The organism is Neisseria sp. HMSC061H08 (assembly GCF_001836795.1).
GTDB lineage: Bacteria > Pseudomonadota > Gammaproteobacteria > Burkholderiales > Neisseriaceae > Neisseria > Neisseria subflava_A.
In genome coordinates, this window is record NZ_KV830583.1 from 33,426 (window position 1) to 57,534 (window position 24,109).

Consider the following 24,109-nt stretch of genomic DNA (forward strand, 5'->3'; position numbering starts at 1 on the left):
GCTGAGGCCGTCTGAAAGAATGGATGGTGAGTATGTTTTTAAAACCTTGTGCCCAAGCTGATGTGCCAGCGGATTTTTTTGTCGTGGTGGCCGTAGGCGATGTCGAAGGAGAACGGCGCAACCGGGCTGAACCAGCGTACACCCAAGCCGGTACCGTGTTTTAAGGTCATGTGTTTGAAGTTGCTTGCCGCATCGCCGACATCGTGGAAGATGGCGCCGGAGAAGCTTTTGGTAACCGGGAATTGATATTCGAGGCTGCCGACTACCAAGGCGCGTTGCGGCAGGACGGAGCCGTTGGGGCCGGCCAAGCCGATGCTGTCGAGTTCGTAACCGCGTACGGAAGTCGCGCCGCCGGTGCGGAACATCAGGCTGGAAGGTACTTCTTCGCCTTCGCGGGCATAAACGTAGCCTGCCTGTCCGCGTACGATGAATGTACCGATTTTTTTGTTTTCAGGCGTGAAGAAATAGCCTGCCCGTGCCGTGGCGCGTGCCATTTGGGTGGAGGAGAGGAGTTTGCCCAAGGTCGAGCCGATTTTGCCGTCGAGGTAGTAGCCGTTTTGAGGGTGCAGCTCGGTTTCGATGCTTTGCCGTTTCCATGAGGCGGTCAGCATGGTGGCATGGCTTCGGCCCAAATCGTAGCTGGTGTTGGGGACTTTGCGGTCTTCGGTAATGAATTCGAGGCCGAAGCGGGCATCGATATTGTTACGGTCGCGGACATACCAAATGCCGCTGGACAGGGCGCGTTTTTCAAGGTTTTGCGTGGTCGAGCGGTTGTAGGAAACGTTGCTTGTCCAGTAGTTGCCGCGGTTGTTGCGCGGTTGGCTGATACCGGCAGCCAGCGTGGTTTCGTATTTGTCCATGTCCCAAACAATGGAACCGATGTAGCCCTTGTTAAAGAGGTTGTAATAGTCGTAGGCGATACGGCCGCCGATTCCGTATTCGGAGTCGTAGCGGATACCGGTTTCCAGTTTGTGGCGTTTGACTTCGGTCACGTTGATTTTGACGGGAACGCGGTCGCCTTGCAGTTGATCGAAGTCGGCTTGTACGGATGCGCCGGAATAGTGGCCGTTTTGCTCAAGCGCTTGTTGCAGGTCGAGGATTTTGTCCAAGTCGTAAGGCGAACCGGGTTGGAAGCGCGCCATGCCGGAAACCACGCTCTCAGGGTAGCGGCGCGTGCCGGTGATTTGGAACTCGCCAAAGTAAATCGGTCGGTTGCTCTCCACGATGACGTTTAAGTCGGCTTTTTGGGTATTGGGATTGATGGTGGCCTGGGTGGTGGTGAGTTTCGCCAAAGGGTATTTTTTGCGTGTTACCGCGCTGAGGACGGAGGTTTTACTCGCATTCCAGCCGTCTTGGTCGAAGTTTTCGCCAATGGGCTGCTGCCAGTTTTCCATCGCATTTTGGTAGTACTCGGCCAGGTTTTCGTCATTCAATACGTCGCCGAGGATGGCCACGCTGACGTTGTCGATTTTGGTGCGCGGGCCGGGGGTAACGTTGACAGTGTAGCTTTCGCCGTGGTCTTGAATACTGACGTTGCTGTTGAAGTAGCCTTTGGTCCGGAGCATGGTTTTGACGTTGTCGGGCGCCTCTTCGGCGAGGAAGCCGACCTGCTCTTTGTCCAGCTCTTCGTCCTGCTGCTGGGTAATCAGCGGCAGGTATTCTTCAAGCATTTCTTTGACTTCGCTGTCTTGGGTGTCGATTTTGACGGGGAATTTGGGCTTGAGTTTGCCTGTTTGGTCGTCTTTGGGCTGCTTGGGCATTTCGGATTCGGGGACGGCCTCGTAGTCTTCCGCTTTGGGAACGGAAGTATCTACTGCCAACGCGTGTCCGTAGGCAAGCGCCAATGATGCGAATAAAACAGGGTAGGTCAGTTTGGTCATGATGTGTGTTCGACAGCGACAATTCTTCAGTTTGGGGATTTTAACACTATTTCTGCAAGGTTTCAGACTATGGGTATAAACGGAAATTTAGGGTGATAACTTTGCAAAAATACGGCTTGATGACTGTTTTGGGTTTGTTTCTATACTATTGTAATATTTATGTTTTTGTATTTTGACTGATGAAGTTGCCTTTGTCTTCGGCTTATGGTGCAGATTTCAGGCCGTCTGAAATCAAGCTACAGAGGGATAAGGCAACGGTATGGGTATGCTTTCAAGCAGGGCTTGCACAAGTTTGGCTGTATTTTTGGTATAAAGCACCAAATGTGTTATAAATGCTAAAATTTAATGCCGTTTTTGTGAGGTATGCATGAAAACCTCGCCGACAAATGATTTTTTATTTTAGAATGTAAGACTTTTTTAACATATCTTTAAATTGAAGGAACGGATATGGCAAGTGGCAATCCGCTTTTGAACGCGATCAACAGCGTCAGCCTGGTGGCACAAATCGCCATCGGCTTGGTTTTAGGTATTCTTGTGGGTGCAGTTTCGCCGCAAGTCGGTATCAGCGCAGGACTGCTGGGCAGCCTATTTGTCGGTGCGCTTAAGGCTATCGCGCCGATTTTGGTATTTGTTTTAGTGACTGCCGCCATTGCGCAACACCAAAAAGGCAATCAGGCTCACATCAAACCGATTTTGATTTTGTATATTTTCGGTACGTTTGCTGCGGCTGTGGTGGCAGTCATTGCCAGTATGGTATTCCCGACTACGCTGATTCTGCGTGCGGCCGGCGATGTATCCGTTGCGCCGCCTTCCGGCATTATCGAAGTGTTGAAAACGCTGCTGATGAATTTGGTGGCCAACCCGATTAATGCGCTGGCCAATGCCAACTATATCGGCATTTTGGCTTGGGCCCTGATATTGGGTGCGGCTTTGCGCCATCACGGTTCGGATACGACCCGCCAAGTGGCGGCCGATTTGGCCGATACCGTTTCGACCGTTGTGAAATGGATTATCCGTTTTGCGCCACTGGGTATTTTCGGCTTGGTGTCCTCTACCATTGCGGAAACCGGTTTTGAAGCGCTTGCCGGCTATATGCAGCTGTTGGCCGTATTGCTCGGCTGTATGCTGTTTATTGCGTTGGTGGTCAATCCGATTATTGTGTGGACGCAAATCCGCAGCAATCCTTTCCCGCTGGTGTTTACCTGCCTGCGCGAAAGCGGCGTGTATGCCTTCTTCACCCGTTCTTCCGCCGCCAATATCCCTGTGAACATGGCATTGGCGAAAAAACTGGGTCTGCACGAAGACACTTACTCTATCTCCATTCCATTGGGTGCAACCATCAATATGGCCGGTGCGGCAATCACCATTACCGTTTTGGCGATGGCTGCGGCGCACACGCAAGGCATTACGGTTGACTTCGCCACTGCCCTGCTGTTGAGCCTGGTCGCTACCGTCAGCGCGTGCGGTGCATCCGGTGTGGCCGGTGGCTCGTTGCTGCTGATTCCTTTGGCGTGCAGCCTGTTCGGTATCGATAACGATGTGGCCATGCAGGTGGTTGCCGTCGGCTTCATTATCGGCGTGATTCAAGACTCTGCAGAAACTGCGTTGAACTCTTCCACCGACGTTTTGTTTACTGCCGCTGCCGATTTGGGTCGTCAACGTAAAGAGTGATTTTTAAGGGCAACCTAAATCCTGCAAAGGCCGTCTGAAAACTTTCAGACGGCCTTTGTTTTATGCAAAGCAAAGGGATTTTTAGATGGTCAAGCCGATAGATTGGTTTGGTCGGACTGACGGTATTCGCTGTCATCAGTTGGATTTTTCCCGTAAAATACAGTCTTGAATGTATTTGAACACCTCTTTTCAGACGGCCTGACCGTCTTATCAAATTTGCAAAAACAATGATTAAAAAAATATTCTCATGGTTCGAGTCACGTATCGACCCTTATCCAGAAGCTGCTCCGAAAACGCCAGAAAAAGGGTTGTGGCGGTTTATTTGGAGCAACATTGAAGGTGTGCGCAAATGGATTGCCGTGTTGGCCGTATTTACGGTCGGCGTCGGCATCATGGAAGCCTTGATGTTCCAGTTTATGGGCAAGGTGGTCGACTGGCTCGGTGCTTATACGCCGCAAACGCTTTTTGTTGAAAAAGGCCATGCATTAATCGGCATGATGGCCATGGTGGCATTTTTTGCCGTTTGGACCTTTTTTGCTTCCAATGTGCGCCTGCAAACCCTGCAAGGCGTGTTCCCCATGCGCCTGCGCTGGAATTTCCACCGCCTGATGCTGGGTCAGAGCCTGGGCTTTTATCAGGACGAGTTTGCCGGCCGCGTGTCCGCCAAAGTCATGCAAACCGCGCTGGCGCTGCGTGATGTCGTGATGACCGTTGCCGATATGGTTGTGTATGTGTTGGTGTACTTCATCACTTCCGGCGTGATTCTGTCCTCATTCGATGCCTGGCTTATCGTGCCGTTTGTTTGCTGGATGATTGGATTCGCGATGATTATGCGTTTCCTGATTCCCAAGCTCGGCAGAACCGCTGCGCGTCAGGCCGATGCGCGCTCGCTGATGACCGGCCGCATTACCGACGCCTACTCCAATATCGCCACCGTCAAACTCTTCTCCCACGGCGCACGCGAGGCCGCTTATGCCAAGCAGTCGATGGAAGAATTTATGGTAACCGTCCATGCCCAAATGCGTTTGGCAACGCTGCTGCACACCTGCAGCTTTATCGTCAACAGTTCGCTGACCGTCGGCACGACCGCCTTGGGCATTTGGCTTTGGTATCACGGCCAAGTCGGCGTAGGCGCGGTAGCCACCGCTACGGCCATGGCATTGCGTGTGAACGGTTTGTCGCAATACATCATGTGGGAATCCGCCCGATTGTTTGAAAACATCGGTACCGTCAACGACGGCATGGCCACCCTGTCCAAACCCCACACCATCCTCGACAAACCGCAAGCCCTGCCGCTGAAAGTTACCCGGGGCGAAATCAAGTTTGAACACGTCGATTTCTCCTACGAAGCCGGCAAACCGCTCCTCAACGGCTTTAATCTGAACATCAAACCCGGCGAAAAAGTCGGCTTGATCGGCCGCAGCGGCGCGGGCAAATCCACCATCGTCAACCTACTCCTGCGCTTTTACGAACCGCAAAGCGGCACGATTTCGATCGACGGCCAAAACGTGGACAGCGTGACCCAAGAAAGCCTGCGCGCCCAAATCGGTCTGGTAACGCAAGATACCTCGCTGCTGCACCGCTCCGTACGCGACAACATTATCTACGGCCGCCCCGATGCCACAGACGCCGAAATGATTTCCGCCGCCGAACGCGCCGAAGCCGCCGACTTCATCCCCAACCTTTCCGACGCCAAAGGCCGGCGCGGTTATGACGCACACGTCGGCGAACGCGGCGTGAAACTTTCCGGCGGCCAGCGCCAACGCATCGCCATCGCCCGCGTCATGCTTAAAGACGCGCCGATTCTGTTGCTTGACGAAGCCACCAGCGCGCTCGACTCCGAAGTCGAAGCCGCCATTCAAGAAAGCCTCGACAAAATGATGGAAGGCAAAACCGTGATTGCCATCGCCCACCGCCTCTCCACCATCGCCGCGATGGACCGCCTCATCGTCTTGGACAAAGGCCGCATCATCGAAGAAGGCAGCCACACCGAGTTGCTCGCGAAACAAGGCCTGTACGCCAAACTTTGGGCGCACCAAAGCGGCGGCTTCTTGAGTGAGCATGTCGAGTGGGAAAACAATTAAACGCTTTGAAAGAAGATAACAGGCCGTCTGAAAACATTTTCAGACGGCCTTTATTCATGAAGCAAAGGGCAGGCGGGATAACTGCTTTTTCAGTTGAAACCTTAGTTTTTTACAGCCCCAGCGACCAAGCATTTTGGTGTTCGGACAAGTCTTCCAAGCGGTTTTCGTAATGGGCGAAGATTTCTTCGATGATTTCGTCTTCGTCGTCGATGACGCGGATCAGGTTCAAATCCTCTTCCAAAATCAGGTTTCTGCCCAGCAACTGCTCGCGTATCCAGTCCAACAGTCCCGCCCAAAATGCTTTGCCCACTAAGATAATCGGGCGGTCGGGCGTTTTGCCGGTTTGCACCAAAGTCAGGCTTTCAAACAATTCGTCCAACGTGCCGAAACCGCCGGGCATGACGACATACGCCACGGCGTGTTTGACGAACATGACTTTGCGCGGGAAGAAGTGTTGGAATTTAATCGACAAATCCTGATACGGATTGGCTTTTTGCTCGTGCGGCAACACGATATTCAGCCCCACCGCCGGACTTGCGCCTGCAAACGCGCCTTTGTTGGCCGCTTCCATAATGCCCGGCCCGCCGCCGGAAATTACCGAAAATCCGGCATCCGACAGTTTGCGCGCCAAGCGCAATGTGAACGCGTAGTCGGGATGGTTTTCAGGCGTGCGCGCGCTGCCGTAAATGCTGACGGCCGGCTGAATAGCGCGTAATTCTTCGCCGGCTTCGACAAATTCGGAAATAATCTTCAATACATGATACGACTCGCGCGCCTGAATATCGCGGCGGGTTTCGTCGGGCAGCATGGGTTTGGGCAGTTTTTTGAGCAGGCTCACGGCTTTTCCTTCGAGTTTTTGTGTGCCGTATTGTAACCCGAAAGGGGCAGGCCGTCTGAAAGTCGGGTTTCGGCGGCAAGTGTACCTGCCACATTTTCAAAAGCCCGTTACAATATCTGCTTTTATTCCGACTGTTCCGCCATGCTTGATATTATCCACCGCGACAGCCGCACCATCGCCGTCAACAAACCTGCCGGAATGCTGGTGCACCGAAGCTGGTTAGACAAACATGAAACCCGTTTTGCCGTGCAGACCTTGCGCGACCAAATCGGGCAGCACGTCTATCCCGTCCACCGCCTCGACCGCCCAACTTCCGGCGTCTTGCTGTTTGCCCTCGATACGGAAGCCGCACGGTTATTGACGCAGCAGTTTGAAAACAAAAACATCGAAAAAACTTATTGGGCGATTGTTCGCGGCCATCTGCCTTCAGACGGCCTGATTGATTACGCCCTCAAATATATGCCCGACAAAATCGCCGAAGCGCAGACCGAAGCCACATTGCAGGAAGCGCAAACCGCCTACCGCTGTCTGGCGCAAACCGAGTTGCCGTTCCAATCCGCGTTGCGTTACCCGACCTCTCGTTATTCGTGGGCCGAACTCACGCCGCACACCGGCCGCAAACACCAACTCCGCCGCCATATGAAACACATTTTCCACCCCATCGTCGGCGATACCAACTACGGCGATTTGCGCCAAAACCATGCCGTTGCCGAACATATCGGCACGCAACGCCTGATGTTGCACGCGCGAAGCCTCAGTTTTAAAAGCATAGAAGACGGTAGTCGGATTACTGTAAACGCGCCGACAGACAACGACTGGCGGCTTTGGATGGAAAAATTTAAAACCGAGGCCGTCTGAAAACCCGAACTGCACATTTTCAGACGGCCCGGTCATGGAAAAAAACAGGCAAATCCCTTACAATACGCCCCTAAAATTTTGAAAGAACACAAGAATCATGGAAGCCGAAGTAATCAACCAGCTTAATAACACCCTAAATGACTTGGAGAAGCGCAGCGAAGACATCCGCATCTATATGGACTATCAGGGCAAGAAAGACCGATTGGAAGAAGTCATCGGCCTTTCCGAAGACCCTGAGCTGTGGAACGACCCCAAACGCGCCCAAGAAATCGGCAAAGAGCGCAAAATCCTCGAAGGCATCGTGTTGACGCTCGACAACATCGCGACGGGCATTGAAGACAACCGAATGCTGATCGAAATGACCGTCGAAGAAAACGACGAAGAAGGTTTCGCCGCCGTACAGGAAGACGTGGCGGGACTGGAAAAACAGATGGCGGATTTGGAATTCAAACGGATGTTCAACCAGCCCGCCGACCCGAACAACTGCTTTATCGACATCACCGCAGGCGCGGGCGGTACGGAAGCGGAAGACTGGGCGGGTATGCTGTTCCGCATGTACAGCCGCTACGCCGATCGCAAAGGCTTCAAAATCGAAATTCTCGAAGAAGACGACGGCGAAATCGCGGGCATCAACCGCGCCACCATCCGCGTGGAAGGCGAATACGCCTACGGCCTGTTGCGCACGGAAACCGGCGTTCACCGCTTGGTGCGCTATTCGCCGTTTGACTCCAACAATAAACGCCATACATCGTTCTCGTCCGTGTTTGTTTACCCCGAAATCGACGATTCCATCGAAATCGAAATTAACCCGGCCGACTTGCGCATTGACACTTACCGCGCATCCGGTGCCGGCGGTCAGCACATTAACAAAACCGACTCCGCCGTGCGTATTACCCACGAGCCGACCGGGATTGTGGTGCAATGTCAAAACGACCGTTCGCAACACGCCAACAAAGCCGCCGCGATGGAAATGTTGAAATCCAAACTGTACGAATTGGAAATGCGCAAACGCAACGAAGAGAAACAGGCCTTGGAAGACGGCAAGTCCGATGTGGGTTGGGGTAGCCAAATCCGTTCGTACGTTTTGGACTCCTCGCGCATTAAAGACTTGCGCACAGGCTACGAAGTCGGCAACACCAAAGCCGTTTTGGACGGCGACTTGGACGGCTTCATCGAAGCCAGCCTGAAACAAGGCGTATAAACCGTAAAACATAAAATGCCGTCTGAAAGATTTCAGACGGCATTTTTCAGTTTGAAAGAAACATTATTTTGCAAATATTAAAACATGTTTTGCAAATGCAAAGATTGGCGGTAATATATAGTTTCTATAAAAGTGATTGGTAGGTGCAATAGGCCGTCTGAAGCCTGATCCTGTCCAATATAATTAGGAGAACTTATTAAATGTCCGGTCAAAAGCTGTCTTCTGCCGAGAAAACTTTCTTCGGCCATCCTTTGCAATTATCCACCCTATTCCATATTGAGCTGTGGGAGCGTTTTTCCTTCTACGGTATGCAGGGCATCCTGCTGATTTATCTGTATTACGCCGCGAATCAAGGCGGTTTGGGTATGGATAAAGCCTTGGCCGGCGGCATTGTCGGCGCGTACGGCGGCAGCGTTTACCTGTCCACCATTCTCGGTGCGTGGTTGGCCGACCGCATTTGGGGTGCGGAGCGTACCCTGTTTATCGCCGGCATCGTCGTGATGACCGGCCATATTTTATTGGCGATCGTACCGGGTTTGATGGGATTGCTGCTGGGTTTGGTGTTTATCGCGCTGGGCAGCGGCGGCGTGAAATCGTCTGCCGGTTCGATGGTCGGTTCTTTGTATGAACGGGAAGACCTGCGCGAATTGCGTGATGCCGGTTTCTCTATTTTCTATATTTCCATCAATATCGGCGGCTTCTTAGGCCCGTTGTTGACCGGTATTTTGCAAGACAGGATGGGTTTCCATTACGGTTTCGGCGCGGCGGCCGTCGGCATGGCATTCGGCCTGCTGTGGTATTCGCGCGGCCGTAAAAACTTGCCGCATACGCCGGTTCCCAATCCGTTGCGTCCTGAAAAGGTGCAGACCGCCATGGCTGTCGGCGTGTTGCTGGTTTTGGTGTTGGGCAGCGTGATTGCTTCCGGCGCGCTCACCCTTGAAAACTTCTCCCGCTGGCTCTTGGGCGTGGTTATCGTTACCGTCGTCGCTTATTTCGCGCGCCTGTTGGGCAGCAGTCACGTTGAAGCAGCCAATAAACGCTATATTGTGGCCTATATTCCGCTGTTTTTGACCATTTGTATGTTCTGGGCGGTTTGGTTTCAGGTGTACACCGTTGCGACGGTCTATTTTGACGAAACGGTGGACCGTACTTTCTTCGGCTTTACCGTGCCTGTTTCATGGAAAGATTCGATACAGGCCATGTGGGTGGTCCTCTTTTCCGGCGTGATGGCGGCGGTGTGGACGAAAATGGGCAAACGCCAACCTAAAACGCCGTTGAAGTTTGCACTGGCCATGTTGGTAACCGGCGTCTCTTATTTGAGTTTTATTCCGTATATTTCATCCGGAACCCCGATGCCGATTATCGTGTTTATGCTGGTGTTGCTGGCGATTACGATAGGCGAGCTGATGCTGTCGCCGATTTCGCTGTCGTTTTCTACCAAAATCGCCCCAAGCATGTTTAAAACACAAATGGTTGCTTTGAATTTCTTGGCATTGTCCATCGGCTTTACCTTGGGCGGAGTGTTGTTTAAAGACTACTACAATGCTCAGTCGCCATTGGATTTCTACTGGATGCTGGCCACCATTGGCGCGGTAACCTGCGGTATCCTGTTGGTACTCGCCCCGGTATTGAACCGCATGCTCAAAGGTGTCGATTGATTTGTCCATTTAAATGGATGTGATGTATACAGGCCGTCTGAAAATAATCTATTTCAGACGGCCTCATGTTTTATTGGGAATTGGAAAGAGGGCGGATTCGGGGCATAAATCGGATAGGCGGAGAATCCGAATGAAATGATACATGATTAAACCGAAATTAAAATTTAGAAATATTAAATACAAATAAGAATTGTTCTCATAACTTTATTGAATTTATTGAGGTTTTTTTGCTGATTTGCTGATATTTACCTTTAAATGGCTTTTGAAATTCGATAAAATGGTAATCTATTTTTAAGATTTGTCTGTCAACCAGTTAGGTACGACCATGTTGGCCAGTTATTTCCCCGTCCTCGTATTCATCCTCGTCGGCCTTGCGGCCGGTGTGCTGTTTATCCTGCTCGGCACGATTTTAGGCCCGAAACGCCACTATGCCGAAAAAGACGCGGCTTACGAATGCGGTTTTGAAGCCTTTGAAAACGCAAGGATGAAGTTCGACGTGCGCTATTACCTCGTCGCCATCCTCTTTATCCTGTTTGATTTGGAGGTCGCGTTCATGTTGCCGTGGGCAGTCGTGTTCAAAGATTTGGGTGCGTACGGCTTCTGGTCTATGCTGGTGTTTATCGTCGTTCTGACGGTAGGCTTTATTTACGAATGGAAAAAAGGTGCGCTGGAATGGGAATAGAAGGCGTTTTGAAAAAAGGTTTCATCACCACCAGCGCGGATACGGTGTTGAACTATATGCGTACCGGTTCATTGTGGCCGGTTACTTTCGGCTTGGCCTGCTGCGCCGTGGAAATGATGCATGCAGGTATGGCGCGTTATGACCTTGACCGTTTCGGCATCATTTTCCGTCCGTCCCCCCGTCAGGCCGACCTGATGATTGTGGCAGGTACGCTGACCAACAAAATGGCGCCAGCCCTGCGCCGCGTATACGACCAGCTCGCAGAGCCGCGCTGGGTATTGTCTATGGGTTCGTGTGCCAACGGCGGCGGCTATTATCACTATTCTTATTCCGTTGTGCGCGGTGCCGACCGCGTCGTGCCGGTAGACGTTTATGTGCCGGGTTGTCCGCCGACTGCGGAAGCCCTGATTTACGGCCTGATTCAGCTCCAACAAAAAATCAAGCGCACTTCCACCATCGCGCGTGACGAGTAAGGAGAGGACGATATGGCAAGCATTCAAAACTTATACGAGACCGTCGTCGGCGTGCTTGGCGATCAGGCAAGCAAAGTCATTTCAGCTTTGGGCGAAATTACCGTCGAGTGTCTGCCCGAACACTATATTTCAGTCATGACCGCATTGCGCGACCATGAAGATTTGCATTTCGAGATTCTGGTTGACTTGTGCGGCGTCGATTACAGCACTTACAAAAACGAAGTATGGCAGGGCAAACGCTTCGCCGTTGTCAGCCAGCTTCTTTCTGTTAAAAACAATCAGCGCATCCGCGTGCGCGTCTGGGTTTCAGACGATGATTTCCCCGTGGTCGAATCCGTGGTTCCCGTTTACAACAGCGCGGATTGGTATGAGCGCGAGGCTTTCGATTTGTACGGCATCATGTTCAACAACCACCCGGACTTGCGTCGCATCCTGACCGATTACGGTTTCGTCGGACATCCGTTCCGCAAAGACTTCCCGATTTCCGGCTATGTGGAAATGCGTTACGACGAAGAGCAAAAACGCGTGATTTACCAACCTGTTACCATTGAGCCGCGCGAAATCACGCCGCGTATCGTCCGTGAGGAGAACTACGGTGGCCAATAAATCCAATAAATTAAGAAACTACACCATCAACTTCGGTCCGCAACACCCTGCGGCGCACGGCGTATTGCGTATGATTTTGGAATTGGACGGCGAACAAATCGTCCGTGCCGATCCGCATATCGGCCTCTTGCACCGAGGCACCGAAAAACTGGCGGAAACCAAAACCTATCTGCAAGCCCTGCCTTATATGGACAGGTTGGACTACGTTTCCATGATGGTCAACGAGCAGGCGTATTGCTTGGCGGTAGAAAAACTCGCCGGAATTGATGTGCCTATCCGCGCCCAATACATCCGCGTGATGTTCGCCGAAGTAACGCGTATCCTCAATCACCTGATGGGTATCGGTTCACATGCCTTCGACATCGGCGCAATGACCGCCATCCTCTACGCCTTCCGCGACCGCGAAGAGCTGATGGACTTGTACGAAGCCGTGTCCGGCGCGCGTATGCACGCAGCCTACTTCCGTCCCGGCGGCGTTTACCGCGACCTGCCCGACTTCATGCCCAAATACGAGAGCAGCAAATTCCGCAACGCCAAAGTATTGAAGCAGCTCAACGAATCCCGCGAAGGCACCATGCTCGACTTTATCGACGCCTTCTGCGAACGTTTCCCGAAAAACATCGACACACTCGAAACCCTCCTGACCGACAACCGTATTTGGAAACAGCGTACCGTCGGCATCGGCGTTGTCTCCCCCGAGCGCGCCATGCAAAAAGGCTTTACCGGCGTGATGTTGCGCGGTTCAGGCGTGGAATGGGACGTGCGTAAGACACAGCCTTACGAAGTGTACGACAAAATGGATTTTGATATTCCCGTCGGCGTCAACGGCGACTGCTACGACCGTTACCTCTGCCGTATGGAAGAAATGCGTCAATCCGTACGCATCATCAAACAATGCTCCGAGTGGTTGCGTGTCAATCCCGGTCCGGTCATTACCACCAACCACAAATTTGCTCCGCCCAAACGTACTGAAATGAAAACAGGTATGGAAGACCTGATTCACCATTTCAAACTCTTTACCGAGGGTATGCACGTTCCTGAGGGCGAGACCTATACCGCTGTCGAACATCCGAAAGGCGAGTTCGGCGTTTACATCATTTCAGACGGCGCAAACAAACCCTACCGCCTGAAAATCCGCGCACCCGGCTTCGCCCACCTGCAAGGCATGGACGAAATGGCAAAAGGCCACATGCTGGCCGACGTTGTTGCCATCATCGGTACGCAGGACATCGTATTCGGGGAGGTTGACCGATAATGTTATCCGCAGAATCCTTAAAACAAATTGATATTGAGTTGGCAAAATATCCTGCCGACCAACGCCGCTCTGCCATTATGGGCGCATTGCGTATTGCCCAAACCGAAAAAGGCTGGCTTGCTCCCGAGACCATCGCCTTTGTCGCAGACTATATCGGCATCTCGCCTGCACAAGCCTACGAAGTCGCTACTTTCTACAATATGTACGACCTTGAGCCTGTCGGCAAATACAAACTGACCGTTTGTACCAACCTGCCCTGCGCCCTGCGCGGCGGTATGGCTACCGGCGAATACCTCAAACAAAAACTCGGTATCGGCTACGGCGAAACCACGCCCGACGGCAAATTTACCCTTGTCGAAGGCGAATGCATGGGCGCATGTGGCGACGCACCGGTCATGCTGGTCAACAACCACAGCATGTGCAGCTTTATGACCGAAGAAGCAATTGACAAGAAACTTGCCGAACTGAAATAAAAGGCCGTCTGAAAACAACGGCTGCAACCGATACGAAAACGAACAGGCACACCAAAAATGGCTATTTACCAATCAGGCGTGATTTTTGACCAAGTGGATACCGCCAATCCCGATTGCTGGACATTGGACGAATACGTCAAACGTGGCGGTTATACCGCCCTGCGTAAAATCCTGTCCGAAAACATCTCGCAAAGCGATGTGATTGACGAGGTCAAAGCCTCCGGCTTGCGCGGCCGTGGCGGTGCGGGCTTCCCGACCGGTTTGAAATGGAGCTTTATGCCCCGTTCCTTCCCGGGCGAAAAATACGTCGTCTGCAATACCGACGAAGGCGAGCCGGGTACATTTAAAGACCGCGACATCATCATGTTCAATCCCCATGCCCTGATTGAAGGCATGATTATCGCCGGTTACGCGATGGGCGCAAAAGCAGGCTACAACTACATTCACGGCGAAATTTTCGAAGGCTACCAACGCTTTGAGGCCGCACTCGCCCAAGCGCGTGCCGCAGGTTTTTTGGGTAAAAATATTTTGGGTTCGGATTTTGAATTTGAACTCTTTGCCCACCACGGCTACGGCGCATATATTTGCGGTGAAGAAACCGCATTGCTCGAATCGCTGGAAGGCAAAAAAGGCCAGCCGCGCTTCAAACCGCCATTCCCTGCATCGTTCGGCTTGTACGGCAAACCGACCACCATCAACAATACCGAAACGTTCTCCTCTGTCCCATTCATTATCCGTGACGGCGGACAGGCATTTGCCGACAAAGGTATTCCGAATGCAGGTGGTACCAAATTGTTCTGTATTTCCGGCCACGTTGAGCGTCCTGGCAACTATGAAGTGCCATTGGGTACGCCGTTTGCCGAAGTCCTGAAAATGGCAGGCGGTATGCGCGGCGGTAAAAAACTTAAAGCCGTCATTCCCGGCGGTTCGTCCGCGCCCGTGTTACCCGCCGATATCATGATGCAGACCAATATGGACTATGACTCGATTTCCAAAGCAGGCTCCATGCTCGGTTCTGGCGCGATTATCGTGATGGACGAAGACGTGTGCATGGTGAAAGCCCTTGAGCGCCTGAGCTACTTCTACTACGACGAGTCTTGCGGCCAATGTACGCCTTGCCGAGAAGGTACGGGCTGGCTCTACCGCATCGTCCACCGCATCGTAGAAGGCAAAGGCCGTATGGAAGACTTGGATTTGCTGGATTCTGTCGGCAACCAAATGGCAGGCCGCACCATCTGCGCCCTCGCCGATGCCGCCGTCTTCCCTGTCCGCAGCTTTACCAAGCATTTCCGTGATGAGTTTGTGCATTACATCGAACACGGCGGACCGATGAAACCGAATAAGTGGTGCTAAGTTTTCAGACGGCCTCTAAAAGAATTATTTATTAAATACCCGTAACTAGGAACGAACCATGTTACAAATCGAAATCGACGGCAAACAGGTATCTGTGGAGCAGGGCGCGACGGTGATTGAAGCCGCGCACAAGCTCGGTACTTATATCCCGCATTTCTGTTACCACAAAAAACTTTCCATCGCCGCCAACTGCCGTATGTGTTTGGTGGACGTGGAAAAAGCCCCCAAACCTCTGCCCGCCTGTGCCACGCCGGTTACAGACGGCATGATTGTGCGTACGCATTCGGCAAAAGCCCGAGAGGCGCAAGAAGGCGTGATGGAGTTCCTGCTCATTAACCATCCGCTTGATTGTCCGACCTGCGACCAAGGCGGCGAATGCCAGTTGCAGGATTTGGCGATGGGCTACGGCAAAACCACCAGCCGTTATACCGAAGAAAAACGTTCCGTCATCGGCAAGGACATGGGGCCTTTGATTTCCGCCGAGGAAATGAGTCGTTGTATCCACTGTACCCGTTGCGTTCGTTTCACTGAAGAAATCGCCGGCGTGCAAGAAATCGCCATGGCCAACCGCGGCGAACACTCCGAAATCATGCCTTTTATCGGCAAAGCGGTGGAAACCGAGCTGTCAGGCAACGTCATCGATTTGTGTCCTGTCGGCGCATTGACCAGCAAACCGTTCCGCTTCAACGCGCGTACTTGGGAATTGAACCGCCGCAAATCCGTTTCCGCCCATGACGCTTTGGGCAGCAACCTGATTGTACAAACCAAAGACCATACCGTCCGCCGCGTGCTGCCGCTAGAAAACGAAGCGATTAACGAATGCTGGTTGTCCGACCGCGACCGTTTCGCCTACGAAGGCCTGTATCATGAAAGCCGTCTGAAAAACCCGAAAATCAAACAGGGCGGCGAGTGGATGGATGTGGATTGGAAAACCGCGCTGGAATATGTCCGCAGCGCGATTGAATGTATCGCCAAAGACGGCAACCAAAACCAAGTCGGCGTTTGGGCGAATCCGATGAATACGGTTGAAGAGCTGTATCTGGCCAAAAAACTCTCCGACGGCTTGGGTGTTAAAAACTTTGCAACCCGTTTACGCCAACAAGACAAACGTCTTTCAGACGGCCTTAAAGGTGCGCAATGGTTGGGACAAAGTATCGAATCGCTGGCGGACAATGATGCCGTATTGGTAGTCGGCGCGAACTTGCGCAAAGAACAGCCGCTCCTGACCGCCCGCCTGCGCCGCGCCGCCAAAGACCGTATGGCCTTGAGCGTATTAGCCAGCAGTAAAGAAGAATTGTTTATGCCGCTTCTGTCTCAAGAAGCCGCACATCCCGACGAATGGGCAGGCCGTCTGAAAAACCTGTCTGCCAATGCGGAACATGCCGTTACCGCCAGCCTGAAAAACGCTGAAAAAGCAGCGGTTATTTTGGGCGCGGAAGTGCAAAACCATCCTGATTACGCCGCCATTTATGCCGCCGCGCAAGAGCTGGCAGACGCGACCGGCGCAGTGCTGGGCATTTTGCCGCAAGCTGCCAACAGCGTTGGTGCGGACGTATTGGGCGTGAACTCCGGCGAGAGCGTTGCCGAAATGGCAAACGCGCCGAAACAGGCAGTCTTGCTGCTCAACGTCGAGCCTGAAATCGATACGGTTGACGGTGCAAAAGCCGTGGCCGCGTTGAAACAGGCGAAAAGCGTGATGGCGTTTACGCCGTTTGTTAGCGAAACGCTGCTGGACGTGTGCGACGTATTGTTGCCGATTGCGCCGTTTACCGAAACATCAGGCAGCTTCATCAATATGGAAGGCCGTCTGCAATCCTTCCACGGCGTGGTACAAGGCTTCGGCGATTCGCGTCCTCTGTGGAAAGTGTTGCGCGTATTGGGCAACCTGTTTGACCTGAAAGGTTTTGAATATCACGATACCGCTGCGATTCTAAAAGACGCGTTGGATGCGGAAAGCCTGCCGTCCAAACTGGATAACCGCAGCACATGGGCAGGAGAGGGCGTTCAGACGGCCTCAGACCGCCTTGTCCGTGTCGGCGGCGTCGGTATTTATCACACTGATTCTATCGTACGCCGTTCCGCGCCGCTGCAAGCGACCAGCCATGCCGCCGTGCCTGCTGCGCGTGTAAATCCAAACACTTTGGCACGCTTGGGCCTGCAAGACGGACAAACCGCTGTCGCCAAACAAAACGGCGCAAGCGTATCGGTTGCAGTCAAAGCCGATGCCGGTTTGCCTGAAAACGTGGTGCATCTGCCGCTGCATACCGAAAATGCCGCGCTGGGTGCGTTGATGGACACTATTGAACTGGCGGGAGCTTGATCATGCAAGAATGGTTCCAAAACCTCTTTGCCGCAACGCTCGGTCTGGGCGATTTGGGCATCACCGTAGGCTTGGTGGTATCCGTCATCGTCAAAATCGTGATTATCCTGATTCCGCTGATTCTGACCGTTGCCTACCTGACGTATTTCGAACGTAAAGTCATCGGCTTTATGCAGCTTCGTGTCGGCCCGAACGTAACTGGCCCGTGGGGTCTGATTCAGCCGTTTGCCGACGTGTTCAAACTCTTGTTTAAAGAGGTAACCCGTCCGAAGCTGTCAAACAAAGCCCTGTTCTACATCGGCCCGATTATGTCGCTTGCTCCGTCTTTTGCAGCGTGGGCAGTGATTCCGTTCAACGAAGAATGGGTGCTGACTAACATCAATATCGGCCTTTTGTACATCCTGATGATTACCTCGCTGTCGGTTTACGGCGTGATTATCGCGGGCTGGGCTTCCAACTCCAAATATTCGTTCTTGGGTGCAATGCGTGCTTCCGCACAAAGCATTTCCTACGAGATTGCCATGAGTGCCGCGCTGGTGTGCGTCGTGATGGTATCGGGCAGCATGAACTTCTCCGACATCGTCGCTGCGCAGGCAAAAGGCATCGCGGGCGGTTCCGTGTTCTCGTGGAACTGGCTGCCGCTGTTCCCAATCTTCATCGTCTATCTGATTTCCGCCGTTGCCGAAACCAACCGCGCGCCGTTTGACGTAGCAGAGGGTGAATCTGAAATCGTTGCCGGACACCACGTCGAATACTCCGGCTTCGCATTTGCACTGTTCTTCCTTGCCGAATACATTTTCATGATTCTGATTGCCGCGCTGACCTCGCTGATGTTCCTCGGTGGCTGGTTGTCTCCGTTCCCGCAAAGCTGGGGCTTTATCGGTACGCCTTCCGCATTCTGGATGTTCGTGAAAATGGCAGCGGTTCTGTACTGGTACCTGTGGATCCGTGCAACCTTCCCACGCTACCGTTACGACCAAATCATGCGTTTGGGCTGGAAAGTGCTGATTCCGATCGGCTTCGCCTACATCGTGGTTTTGGGTGTGTGGATGATTTCACCGCTGAATTTGTGGAAATAAGTTTCAGACGGCATCTTGAGGCCGTCTGAACAAAGCGATTTTGAATACCTAACGAAATCCCTGTTTTGAGGGAACATAATATGGCTAACTTAGTAAAAACCTTTCTTTTGGGCGAGTTGGTAAAAGGCTTGGGCGTAACGCTCAAAAACTTTTTTGCCCGCAAAGACACAATTTATTTCCCCGAAGAGAAAACGCCGCAATCCGTGCGTTTCCGCGGCTTGCACGCGCAACGCCGTTATCCGAACGGCGAAGAGCGCTGTATTGCGTGCAAATTGTGTGAGGCGGTGTGTCCGGCAATGGCGATTAACATCGAATCGGAAGAACGCGAAGACGGCACCCGCCGCACCAAGCGTTACGACATCGACCTGACCAAGTGCATCTTCTGCGGTTTCTGCGAAGAAGCCTGCCCGACCGATGCGATTGTGGAAACCCATATTTTTGAATACCACGGCGAGAAAAAAGGCGACTTGCACATGACCAAGCCGATTCTTTTGGCCATTGGCGATAAATACGAAACTGAAATCGCCAAACGCAAAGCCGCTGACGCGCCGTATCGTTAAGGAGCAGACGAATGACTTTTTCCGCGATTCTGTTCTATATTCTTGCCGTCATCGTTTTATATGGTGCGGTTCGTACCGTCACCGCTAAAAACCCTGTTCATGCCGCTTTGCATCTGGTGCTGACCTTCTGCGTGAGCGCGATGATTTGGATGCTGATGCAGGCCGAATTCTTGGGCGTGACGCTGGTGGTGGTTTACGTCGGCGCTGTGATGGTGTTGTTCCTGTTCGTCGTGATGATGTTGAATATCGACATTGAAGAAATGCGCGCCGGTTTCTGGCGTCATGCGCCTGTTGCCGGCGTGGTCGGCACATTGTTGGCGGTTGCCCTGATCCTGATTCTGGTCAACCCGAAAACCGACCTGGCCGCATTTGGTCTGATGAAAGACATTCCTGCCGATTACAACAATATTCGTGATTTGGGCAGCCGTATTTATACCGACTACCTGTTGCCGTTTGAATTGGCAGCGGTATTGCTGCTGTTGGGCATGGTGGCCGCGATTGCGCTGGTTCACCGTAAAACCACCAATCCGAAACGCATGGATCCAGCCGACCAAGTTAAAGTACGCGCCGACCAAGGCCGTATGCGTTTGGTGAAAATGGAAGCGGTCAAACCGCAAGTTGAATCTGCCGAAGAAAGCGAAGTTTCAGACGGCCTCAAGCGAGAAGGGGAGGGCAAAGCATGATTACCTTGACGCATTATCTGGTATTGGGTGCGCTCCTGTTCGGTATCAGCGCAATGGGTATCTTTATGAACCGCAAAAACGTGCTGGTATTGCTGATGTCCATCGAGCTGATGCTCTTGGCGGTGAACTTCAACTTTATCGCCTTCTCGCAACATTTGGGCGATACCGCCGGACAAATTTTCGTATTCTTCGTACTGACCGTTGCTGCTGCCGAATCTGCCATCGGTTTGGCGATTATGGTGCTGGTGTACCGCAACCGACAAACAATCAACGTTGCCGATTTGGATGAGTTGAAAGGGTAATCATGAACGATATGACCTTATATTTGATAATTGCCCTTGTTCCGTTGGCAGGCTCGCTGATTGCGGGTTTGTTCGGCAATAAAATCGGCCGCGCGGGGGCGCATTCGGTAACGATACTCGGCGTGGCGGTATCTGCCGTGCTGTCGGCTTATGTGCTGTGGGGCTTTATCGACGGCAGCCGCGCCAAGTTTGACGAAAACGTCTATACCTGGCTGACAATGGGCGGCTTGGATTTCTCCGTCGGCTTCTTGGTCGATACGATGACGGCGATGATGATGGTCGTGGTTACCGGCGTATCGCTGATGGTACATATCTATACCATCGGTTATATGCATGATGAAAAAGTCGGCTACCAACGCTTCTTCAGCTACATTTCTTTGTTTACTTTCAGCATGTTGATGCTGATTATGAGCAACAACTTCATCCAGCTCTTCTTTGGCTGGGAAGCTGTGGGCTTGGTGTCGTATCTCTTGATCGGTTTCTATTTCAAACGTCCGAGCGCGATTTTTGCCAACCTGAAAGCCTTTTTGGTTAACCGTGTCGGTGACTTCGGCTTTTTGCTCGGTATCGGTTTGGTGCTTGCCTATTTCGGCGGCAGCTTGCGCTATCAAGATGTATTCGCTTATCTGCCTAATGTTCAGACGGCCACTATCCAACTGTTCCCCGGTGTGGAATGGTCTTTGATTACTGTAACCTGTTTGCTGTTGTTTGTTGGTGCGATGGGTAAATCGGCACAATTCCCGCTGCACGTCTGGCTGCCTGATTCGATGGAAGGCCCGACCCCGATTTCTGCATTGATTCACGCCGCAACCATGGTTACCGCCGGTCTGTTCATGGTATCGCGTATGTCGCCGATTTATGAGATGAGCAGCACTGCGCTGTCTGTCATCATGGTAATCGGTGCGATTACCGCCCTGTTTATGGGCTTTTTGGGCGTGATTCAAAACGACATCAAACGTGTGGTTGCATATTCCACCTTGTCGCAACTGGGCTATATGACTGTGGCTTTGGGTGCGTCTGCCTATTCCGTGGCAATGTTCCATGTGATGACCCACGCTTTCTTTAAAGCCTTGTTGTTCTTGGCCGCAGGTAGCGCCATTATCGGTATGCACCACGACCAAGACATGCGCCACATGGGCAACCTGAAAAAATACATGCCGATTACTTGGCTGACCATGCTGATCGGTAACTTGTCGCTGATCGGTACGCCGTTCTTCTCCGGCTTCTACTCCAAAGATTCGATTATCGAAGCAGCGAAATACAGCACTCTGCCGGGTAGCGGCTTTGCCTATTTTGCCGTCCTTGCCAGCGTGTTTGTTACTGCGTTCTACGCGTTCCGCCAATACTTCATGGTGTTCCACGGCGAAGAGAAATGGCGCAGTCTGCCTGAGCATCATGACGATCATCATGGCGAAGAACATCACGGCTTGGGCAAAAACGACAATCCGCACGAAAGCCCGTTGGTTGTTACCCTGCCTTTGATTTTGCTTGCCATTCCGTCCGTTATTATCGGCTATGTTGCCATCGAGCCTATGCTTTACGGAGATTTCTTCAAAGACGTGATTTTTGTTAATGCCGACGCGCATCCGACCATGCACATCATGAAGGAAGAGTTCCACGGCGCATTGGCGATGGTGTCGCACAGCCTGCATTCGCCCGTCCTCTATCTCGCTATCGCAGGTGTCTTGAGCGCATGGCTCCTGTACGTCAAACTGCCGCACCTGCCTGCGAAAATTGCACAGGCATTCCGTCCGATTTACGTTTTGTTTGAAAACAAATACTACCTCGACGTCCTGTATTTCAATGTTTTCGCCAAAGGCACGCGCGCATTGGGTACTTTCTTCTGGAAAGTCGGCGATACCGCCATTATCGACAACGGTATCGTCAACGGCTCTGCCAAACTGGTCGGCGCGATTGCCGCGCAGGTACGCAAAGTCCAAACCGGCTTCATCTATACCTATGCCGCTGCTATGGTATTCGGCGTATTGGTACTGCTCGGCATGACCTTCTGGGGATTGTTCCGATAAAAGCGGGATTTCAGACGGCCTGTCTATAGTTTGTGTGTATAGGGGCCGTCTAAAAAAGAAAATTTGAGCAACAATAATGATTGAAGACAAATTACCGCAAACCCTGGACGAAGTCCGCGAAGCCATTGATGGTTTGGACAAGGGATTAATCGAATTACTCGCCCGCCGGCAGAAATTGGTACGGCAGGCTGGTCGTCTGAAACCTAAAAACGATGTGCGGGCGGTTTCCGCGCCTGAACGGGTGGCTCAAGTGATTACCTCGTGCCGCGCTTATGCCGAAAAGGCCGGTTTGTCGCCCGAAGTAGCAGAAGCAGTTTGGCGCAGCATGATTGATGCGTTCATTAAACTTGAGATGGACACCAACCGTACCGATGGAGCGTAGTCAAAATCTTCGGATAATGGTTTTGGCAAGAAAAATATGGAAGAGGCCGTCTGAAAAGAAGGTTTTAGGCGGTTATGGAATAAAAGAATGACGGTAGATATACGTTTTCTTGATTTTGCCATATACAAAATACACAATCTTTTTCAGACGGCCTCCTGAAATGGTGTCTGAAAACCAACCCATACAACTATATTTTTTATTTTAACCACAGGTTAACCACTATGTTTTCCAACTACCTACTCAGCTTGGCAATATGGATACCCATCGCCGCAGGTGTGCTGGTTTTGGCGACCGGTAAAGACAGCCGTGCGCCGCTGGCGCGTGTGCTTGCCTTCATGGGTGCGCTTGCCGGTTTCTTGGTAACGCTGCCCCTGTTTACCGGTTTCGACCGTTTGAGCGGCGGCTATCAGTTTACCGAGTTCCACGAGTGGATTCCGCTTCTGAAAATCAACTACGCATTGGGCGTGGATGGTATTTCAGTGCTCTTTATCATCTTGAATGCGTTTATTACGCTGTTGGTGGTATTGGCCGGTTGGGAAGTCATTCAGAAACGTCCGGCGCAGTATATGGCGGCATTCCTGATGATGTCGGGTTTGATTAACGGCGCGTTTGCCGCGCAGGATGCGATTCTGTTTTATGTGTTCTTCGAGGGTATGCTGATTCCGCTGTACCTGATTATCGGTGTATGGGGCGGTCCGCGCCGCGTCTATGCGTCGGTCAAGCTGTTCCTCTATACGCTGATGGGTTCGCTTTTGATGCTGGTTGCCATGGTTTACCTGCACTATCAAACAGGCAGCTTCTCTATTGTCGATTTCCAAAACATCAAACAGATTCCGTTGGGCGTACAACAGCTTTTGTTTGTGGCGTTCTTCCTGTCATTTGCTGTAAAAGTGCCGATGTTCCCTGTGCACACTTGGTTGCCGGATGCCCACGTTGAAGCGCCGACCGGCGGTTCGATGGTGTTGGCGGCAATTACGCTGAAACTGGGTGCGTATGGTTTCTTGCGCTTTATCCTGCCGATTATGCCGGATGCGGCACGCTATTTTGCCCCTGTAATCATCGTATTGAGCCTGATTGCCGTGATTTACATCGGTATGGTGGCTTTGGTGCAAACCGATATGAAAAAACTGGTGGCATACTCTTCCATCAGCCATATGGGTTTTGTCACTTTGGGCATGTTCCTGTTTGTGAACGGCCAATTGAATGACTGGGCATTGAAAGGCGCAATCATTCAAATGATTTCCCACGGTTTTGTGTCCGCCGCGATGTTTATGTGTATCGGCGTGATGTACGACCGCCTGCATACCCGCAATATTGCCGATTATGGCGGCGTGGTCAATGTGATGCCTAAGTTTGCGGCGTTTATGATGTTGTTCGGTATGGCCAATGCCGGTCTGCCTGCGACTTCCGGCTTCGTGGGCGAGTTTATGGTGATTATGGGCGCGGTTAAAGTGAATTTCTGGGTAGGTGCGTTGGCTGCCATGACCCTGATTTACGGTGCGTCTTATACCCTGTGGATGTACAAACGCGTTATTTTTGGTGCAATCCACAATCCGCACGTTGCCGAAATGAAAGACATCAATTGCCGTGAATTTGCGATTTTGGCGATTTTGGCGGTTGCTGTTTTGGGCATGGGTCTGTATCCGCAAGCGTTTATCGAAGTGGTGCATCAAGCGGCAAACGATTTGATTGCCCATGTGGCACAAAGCAAGATTTGAGGTGTG

At 52.1% G+C, this 24,109-nt stretch carries 21 protein-coding genes; 19 read left to right on the top strand and 2 right to left on the bottom strand.

Going from position 1 to position 24,109, the window contains the following annotated elements:
* Positions 1-38 precede the first annotated feature (38 nt).
* Entirely contained in the window at positions 39-1,880 is a 1,842-nt protein-coding gene (locus HMPREF2675_RS08725) for an autotransporter assembly complex protein TamA (protein WP_070814745.1), read from the bottom strand.
* A 447-nt stretch (positions 1,881-2,327) separates the two neighbouring features.
* On the opposite strand from HMPREF2675_RS08725, the gene sstT reads away from it, so the two are divergent.
* Together sstT and HMPREF2675_RS08735 are read left to right on the top strand one after the other, a co-directional pair.
* A complete protein-coding gene (gene sstT, locus HMPREF2675_RS08730; RefSeq protein ID WP_070814746.1) occupies positions 2,328-3,551 on the top strand; it encodes a serine/threonine transporter SstT in 1,224 nt (407 codons plus the stop codon).
* Between the two features lie 227 nt (positions 3,552-3,778).
* Positions 3,779-5,635, top strand: a complete 1,857-nt coding sequence (locus HMPREF2675_RS08735) for an ABC transporter ATP-binding protein (protein ID WP_049344936.1) — start codon at positions 3,779-3,781, stop codon at positions 5,633-5,635.
* 109 nt (positions 5,636-5,744) lie between these two features.
* Here HMPREF2675_RS08735 and HMPREF2675_RS08740 read toward each other — a convergent pair whose 3' ends face one another.
* Positions 5,745-6,473, bottom strand: coding sequence for an LOG family protein (locus HMPREF2675_RS08740; RefSeq protein ID WP_003747857.1), 729 nt, complete (start codon positions 6,471-6,473; stop codon positions 5,745-5,747).
* A 141-nt stretch (positions 6,474-6,614) separates the two neighbouring features.
* On the opposite strand from HMPREF2675_RS08740, the gene truC reads away from it, so the two are divergent.
* The 17 genes from truC (at position 6,615) to HMPREF2675_RS08825 (ending at position 24,103) form a co-directional block, all read left to right on the top strand.
* The gene (gene truC / locus HMPREF2675_RS08745) at positions 6,615-7,331 is read left to right on the top strand and encodes a tRNA pseudouridine(65) synthase TruC (protein WP_070814747.1); all 717 of its coding nucleotides are present in this window, start codon (positions 6,615-6,617) and stop codon (positions 7,329-7,331) included.
* 97 nt (positions 7,332-7,428) lie between these two features.
* Positions 7,429-8,532 (top strand): peptide chain release factor 2, encoded by a 1,104-nt coding sequence (prfB, locus tag HMPREF2675_RS08750; RefSeq protein WP_070814748.1) that lies wholly within the window; start codon positions 7,429-7,431, stop codon positions 8,530-8,532.
* 200 nt (positions 8,533-8,732) lie between these two features.
* Complete coding sequence (locus HMPREF2675_RS08755; RefSeq protein ID WP_070814749.1) at positions 8,733-10,190, top strand: oligopeptide:H+ symporter; 1,458 nt, start codon at positions 8,733-8,735, stop codon at positions 10,188-10,190.
* A gap of 325 nt (positions 10,191-10,515) precedes the next feature.
* Positions 10,516-10,872 carry an NADH-quinone oxidoreductase subunit A gene (locus tag HMPREF2675_RS08760; RefSeq protein ID WP_003686600.1) on the top strand — a complete coding sequence of 119 codons (357 nt, stop codon included), beginning with the start codon at positions 10,516-10,518 and terminating at the stop codon, positions 10,870-10,872.
* Positions 10,863-11,345 (top strand): NuoB/complex I 20 kDa subunit family protein, encoded by a 483-nt coding sequence (locus HMPREF2675_RS08765; protein WP_002215610.1) that lies wholly within the window; start codon positions 10,863-10,865, stop codon positions 11,343-11,345. Before HMPREF2675_RS08760 ends, HMPREF2675_RS08765 begins: the two co-directional genes overlap by 10 nt.
* Positions 11,346-11,357: 12 nt before the next feature.
* Positions 11,358-11,951, top strand: coding sequence for an NADH-quinone oxidoreductase subunit C (locus HMPREF2675_RS08770; protein ID WP_070814750.1), 594 nt, complete (start codon positions 11,358-11,360; stop codon positions 11,949-11,951).
* A 70-nt stretch (positions 11,952-12,021) separates the two neighbouring features.
* Positions 12,022-13,206 carry an NADH dehydrogenase (quinone) subunit D gene (nuoD, locus tag HMPREF2675_RS08775; RefSeq protein ID WP_257618137.1) on the top strand — a complete coding sequence of 395 codons (1,185 nt, stop codon included), beginning with the start codon at positions 12,022-12,024 and terminating at the stop codon, positions 13,204-13,206.
* Positions 13,206-13,679 carry an NADH-quinone oxidoreductase subunit NuoE gene (gene nuoE, locus HMPREF2675_RS08780; RefSeq protein WP_049332996.1) on the top strand — a complete coding sequence of 158 codons (474 nt, stop codon included), beginning with the start codon at positions 13,206-13,208 and terminating at the stop codon, positions 13,677-13,679. Before nuoD ends, nuoE begins: the two co-directional genes overlap by 1 nt.
* Positions 13,680-13,736: 57 nt before the next feature.
* Positions 13,737-15,032, top strand: a complete 1,296-nt coding sequence (gene nuoF, locus HMPREF2675_RS08785) for an NADH-quinone oxidoreductase subunit NuoF (protein ID WP_003747876.1) — start codon at positions 13,737-13,739, stop codon at positions 15,030-15,032.
* A 58-nt stretch (positions 15,033-15,090) separates the two neighbouring features.
* A complete protein-coding gene (gene nuoG, locus HMPREF2675_RS08790; protein ID WP_070814752.1) occupies positions 15,091-17,352 on the top strand; it encodes an NADH-quinone oxidoreductase subunit NuoG in 2,262 nt (753 codons plus the stop codon).
* A gap of 2 nt (positions 17,353-17,354) precedes the next feature.
* Positions 17,355-18,431, top strand: a complete 1,077-nt coding sequence (gene nuoH / locus HMPREF2675_RS08795) for an NADH-quinone oxidoreductase subunit NuoH (protein ID WP_002228932.1) — start codon at positions 17,355-17,357, stop codon at positions 18,429-18,431.
* An 80-nt stretch (positions 18,432-18,511) separates the two neighbouring features.
* Positions 18,512-18,991 carry an NADH-quinone oxidoreductase subunit NuoI gene (gene nuoI, locus HMPREF2675_RS08800; RefSeq protein WP_019272040.1) on the top strand — a complete coding sequence of 160 codons (480 nt, stop codon included), beginning with the start codon at positions 18,512-18,514 and terminating at the stop codon, positions 18,989-18,991.
* 11 nt (positions 18,992-19,002) lie between these two features.
* A complete protein-coding gene (locus tag HMPREF2675_RS08805; protein WP_049344942.1) occupies positions 19,003-19,674 on the top strand; it encodes an NADH-quinone oxidoreductase subunit J in 672 nt (223 codons plus the stop codon).
* The gene (nuoK, locus tag HMPREF2675_RS08810; RefSeq protein ID WP_002215628.1) at positions 19,671-19,976 is read left to right on the top strand and encodes an NADH-quinone oxidoreductase subunit NuoK; all 306 of its coding nucleotides are present in this window, start codon (positions 19,671-19,673) and stop codon (positions 19,974-19,976) included. The genes HMPREF2675_RS08805 and nuoK overlap by 4 nt, the downstream gene beginning before the upstream one ends.
* 2 nt (positions 19,977-19,978) lie before the next feature.
* Positions 19,979-22,003: an NADH-quinone oxidoreductase subunit L gene (gene nuoL, locus HMPREF2675_RS08815; RefSeq protein ID WP_070814753.1), complete on the top strand. Its 2,025-nt coding sequence runs from the start codon at positions 19,979-19,981 to the stop codon at positions 22,001-22,003.
* Positions 22,004-22,079: 76 nt separating this feature from the next.
* The gene (locus HMPREF2675_RS08820) at positions 22,080-22,385 is read left to right on the top strand and encodes a chorismate mutase (RefSeq protein ID WP_004519132.1); all 306 of its coding nucleotides are present in this window, start codon (positions 22,080-22,082) and stop codon (positions 22,383-22,385) included.
* A gap of 221 nt (positions 22,386-22,606) precedes the next feature.
* The gene (locus HMPREF2675_RS08825) at positions 22,607-24,103 is read left to right on the top strand and encodes an NADH-quinone oxidoreductase subunit M (protein ID WP_004519131.1); all 1,497 of its coding nucleotides are present in this window, start codon (positions 22,607-22,609) and stop codon (positions 24,101-24,103) included.
* Positions 24,104-24,109: the final 6 nt, after the last annotated feature.

Bases quoted from the DNA above. Each gene is read 5' to 3' on its own strand.
- HMPREF2675_RS08725 (WP_070814745.1), bottom strand. From the start codon at position 1,880: ATGACCAAACTGACCTACCCTGTTTTATTCGCATCATTGGCGCTTGCC.
- sstT (WP_070814746.1), top strand. From the start codon at position 2,328: ATGGCAAGTGGCAATCCGCTTTTGAACGCGATCAACAGCGTCAGCCTG.
- HMPREF2675_RS08735 (WP_049344936.1), top strand. From the start codon at position 3,779: ATGATTAAAAAAATATTCTCATGGTTCGAGTCACGTATCGACCCTTAT.
- truC (WP_070814747.1), top strand. From the start codon at position 6,615: ATGCTTGATATTATCCACCGCGACAGCCGCACCATCGCCGTCAACAAA.
- prfB (WP_070814748.1), top strand. From the start codon at position 7,429: ATGGAAGCCGAAGTAATCAACCAGCTTAATAACACCCTAAATGACTTG.
- HMPREF2675_RS08755 (WP_070814749.1), top strand. From the start codon at position 8,733: ATGTCCGGTCAAAAGCTGTCTTCTGCCGAGAAAACTTTCTTCGGCCAT.
- HMPREF2675_RS08760 (WP_003686600.1), top strand. From the start codon at position 10,516: ATGTTGGCCAGTTATTTCCCCGTCCTCGTATTCATCCTCGTCGGCCTT.
- HMPREF2675_RS08765 (WP_002215610.1), top strand. From the start codon at position 10,863: ATGGGAATAGAAGGCGTTTTGAAAAAAGGTTTCATCACCACCAGCGCG.
- HMPREF2675_RS08770 (WP_070814750.1), top strand. From the start codon at position 11,358: ATGGCAAGCATTCAAAACTTATACGAGACCGTCGTCGGCGTGCTTGGC.
- nuoD (WP_257618137.1), top strand. From the start codon at position 12,022: ATGATTTTGGAATTGGACGGCGAACAAATCGTCCGTGCCGATCCGCAT.
- nuoE (WP_049332996.1), top strand. From the start codon at position 13,206: ATGTTATCCGCAGAATCCTTAAAACAAATTGATATTGAGTTGGCAAAA.
- nuoF (WP_003747876.1), top strand. From the start codon at position 13,737: ATGGCTATTTACCAATCAGGCGTGATTTTTGACCAAGTGGATACCGCC.
- nuoG (WP_070814752.1), top strand. From the start codon at position 15,091: ATGTTACAAATCGAAATCGACGGCAAACAGGTATCTGTGGAGCAGGGC.
- nuoH (WP_002228932.1), top strand. From the start codon at position 17,355: ATGCAAGAATGGTTCCAAAACCTCTTTGCCGCAACGCTCGGTCTGGGC.
- nuoI (WP_019272040.1), top strand. From the start codon at position 18,512: ATGGCTAACTTAGTAAAAACCTTTCTTTTGGGCGAGTTGGTAAAAGGC.
- HMPREF2675_RS08805 (WP_049344942.1), top strand. From the start codon at position 19,003: ATGACTTTTTCCGCGATTCTGTTCTATATTCTTGCCGTCATCGTTTTA.
- nuoK (WP_002215628.1), top strand. From the start codon at position 19,671: ATGATTACCTTGACGCATTATCTGGTATTGGGTGCGCTCCTGTTCGGT.
- nuoL (WP_070814753.1), top strand. From the start codon at position 19,979: ATGAACGATATGACCTTATATTTGATAATTGCCCTTGTTCCGTTGGCA.
- HMPREF2675_RS08820 (WP_004519132.1), top strand. From the start codon at position 22,080: ATGATTGAAGACAAATTACCGCAAACCCTGGACGAAGTCCGCGAAGCC.
- HMPREF2675_RS08825 (WP_004519131.1), top strand. From the start codon at position 22,607: ATGTTTTCCAACTACCTACTCAGCTTGGCAATATGGATACCCATCGCC.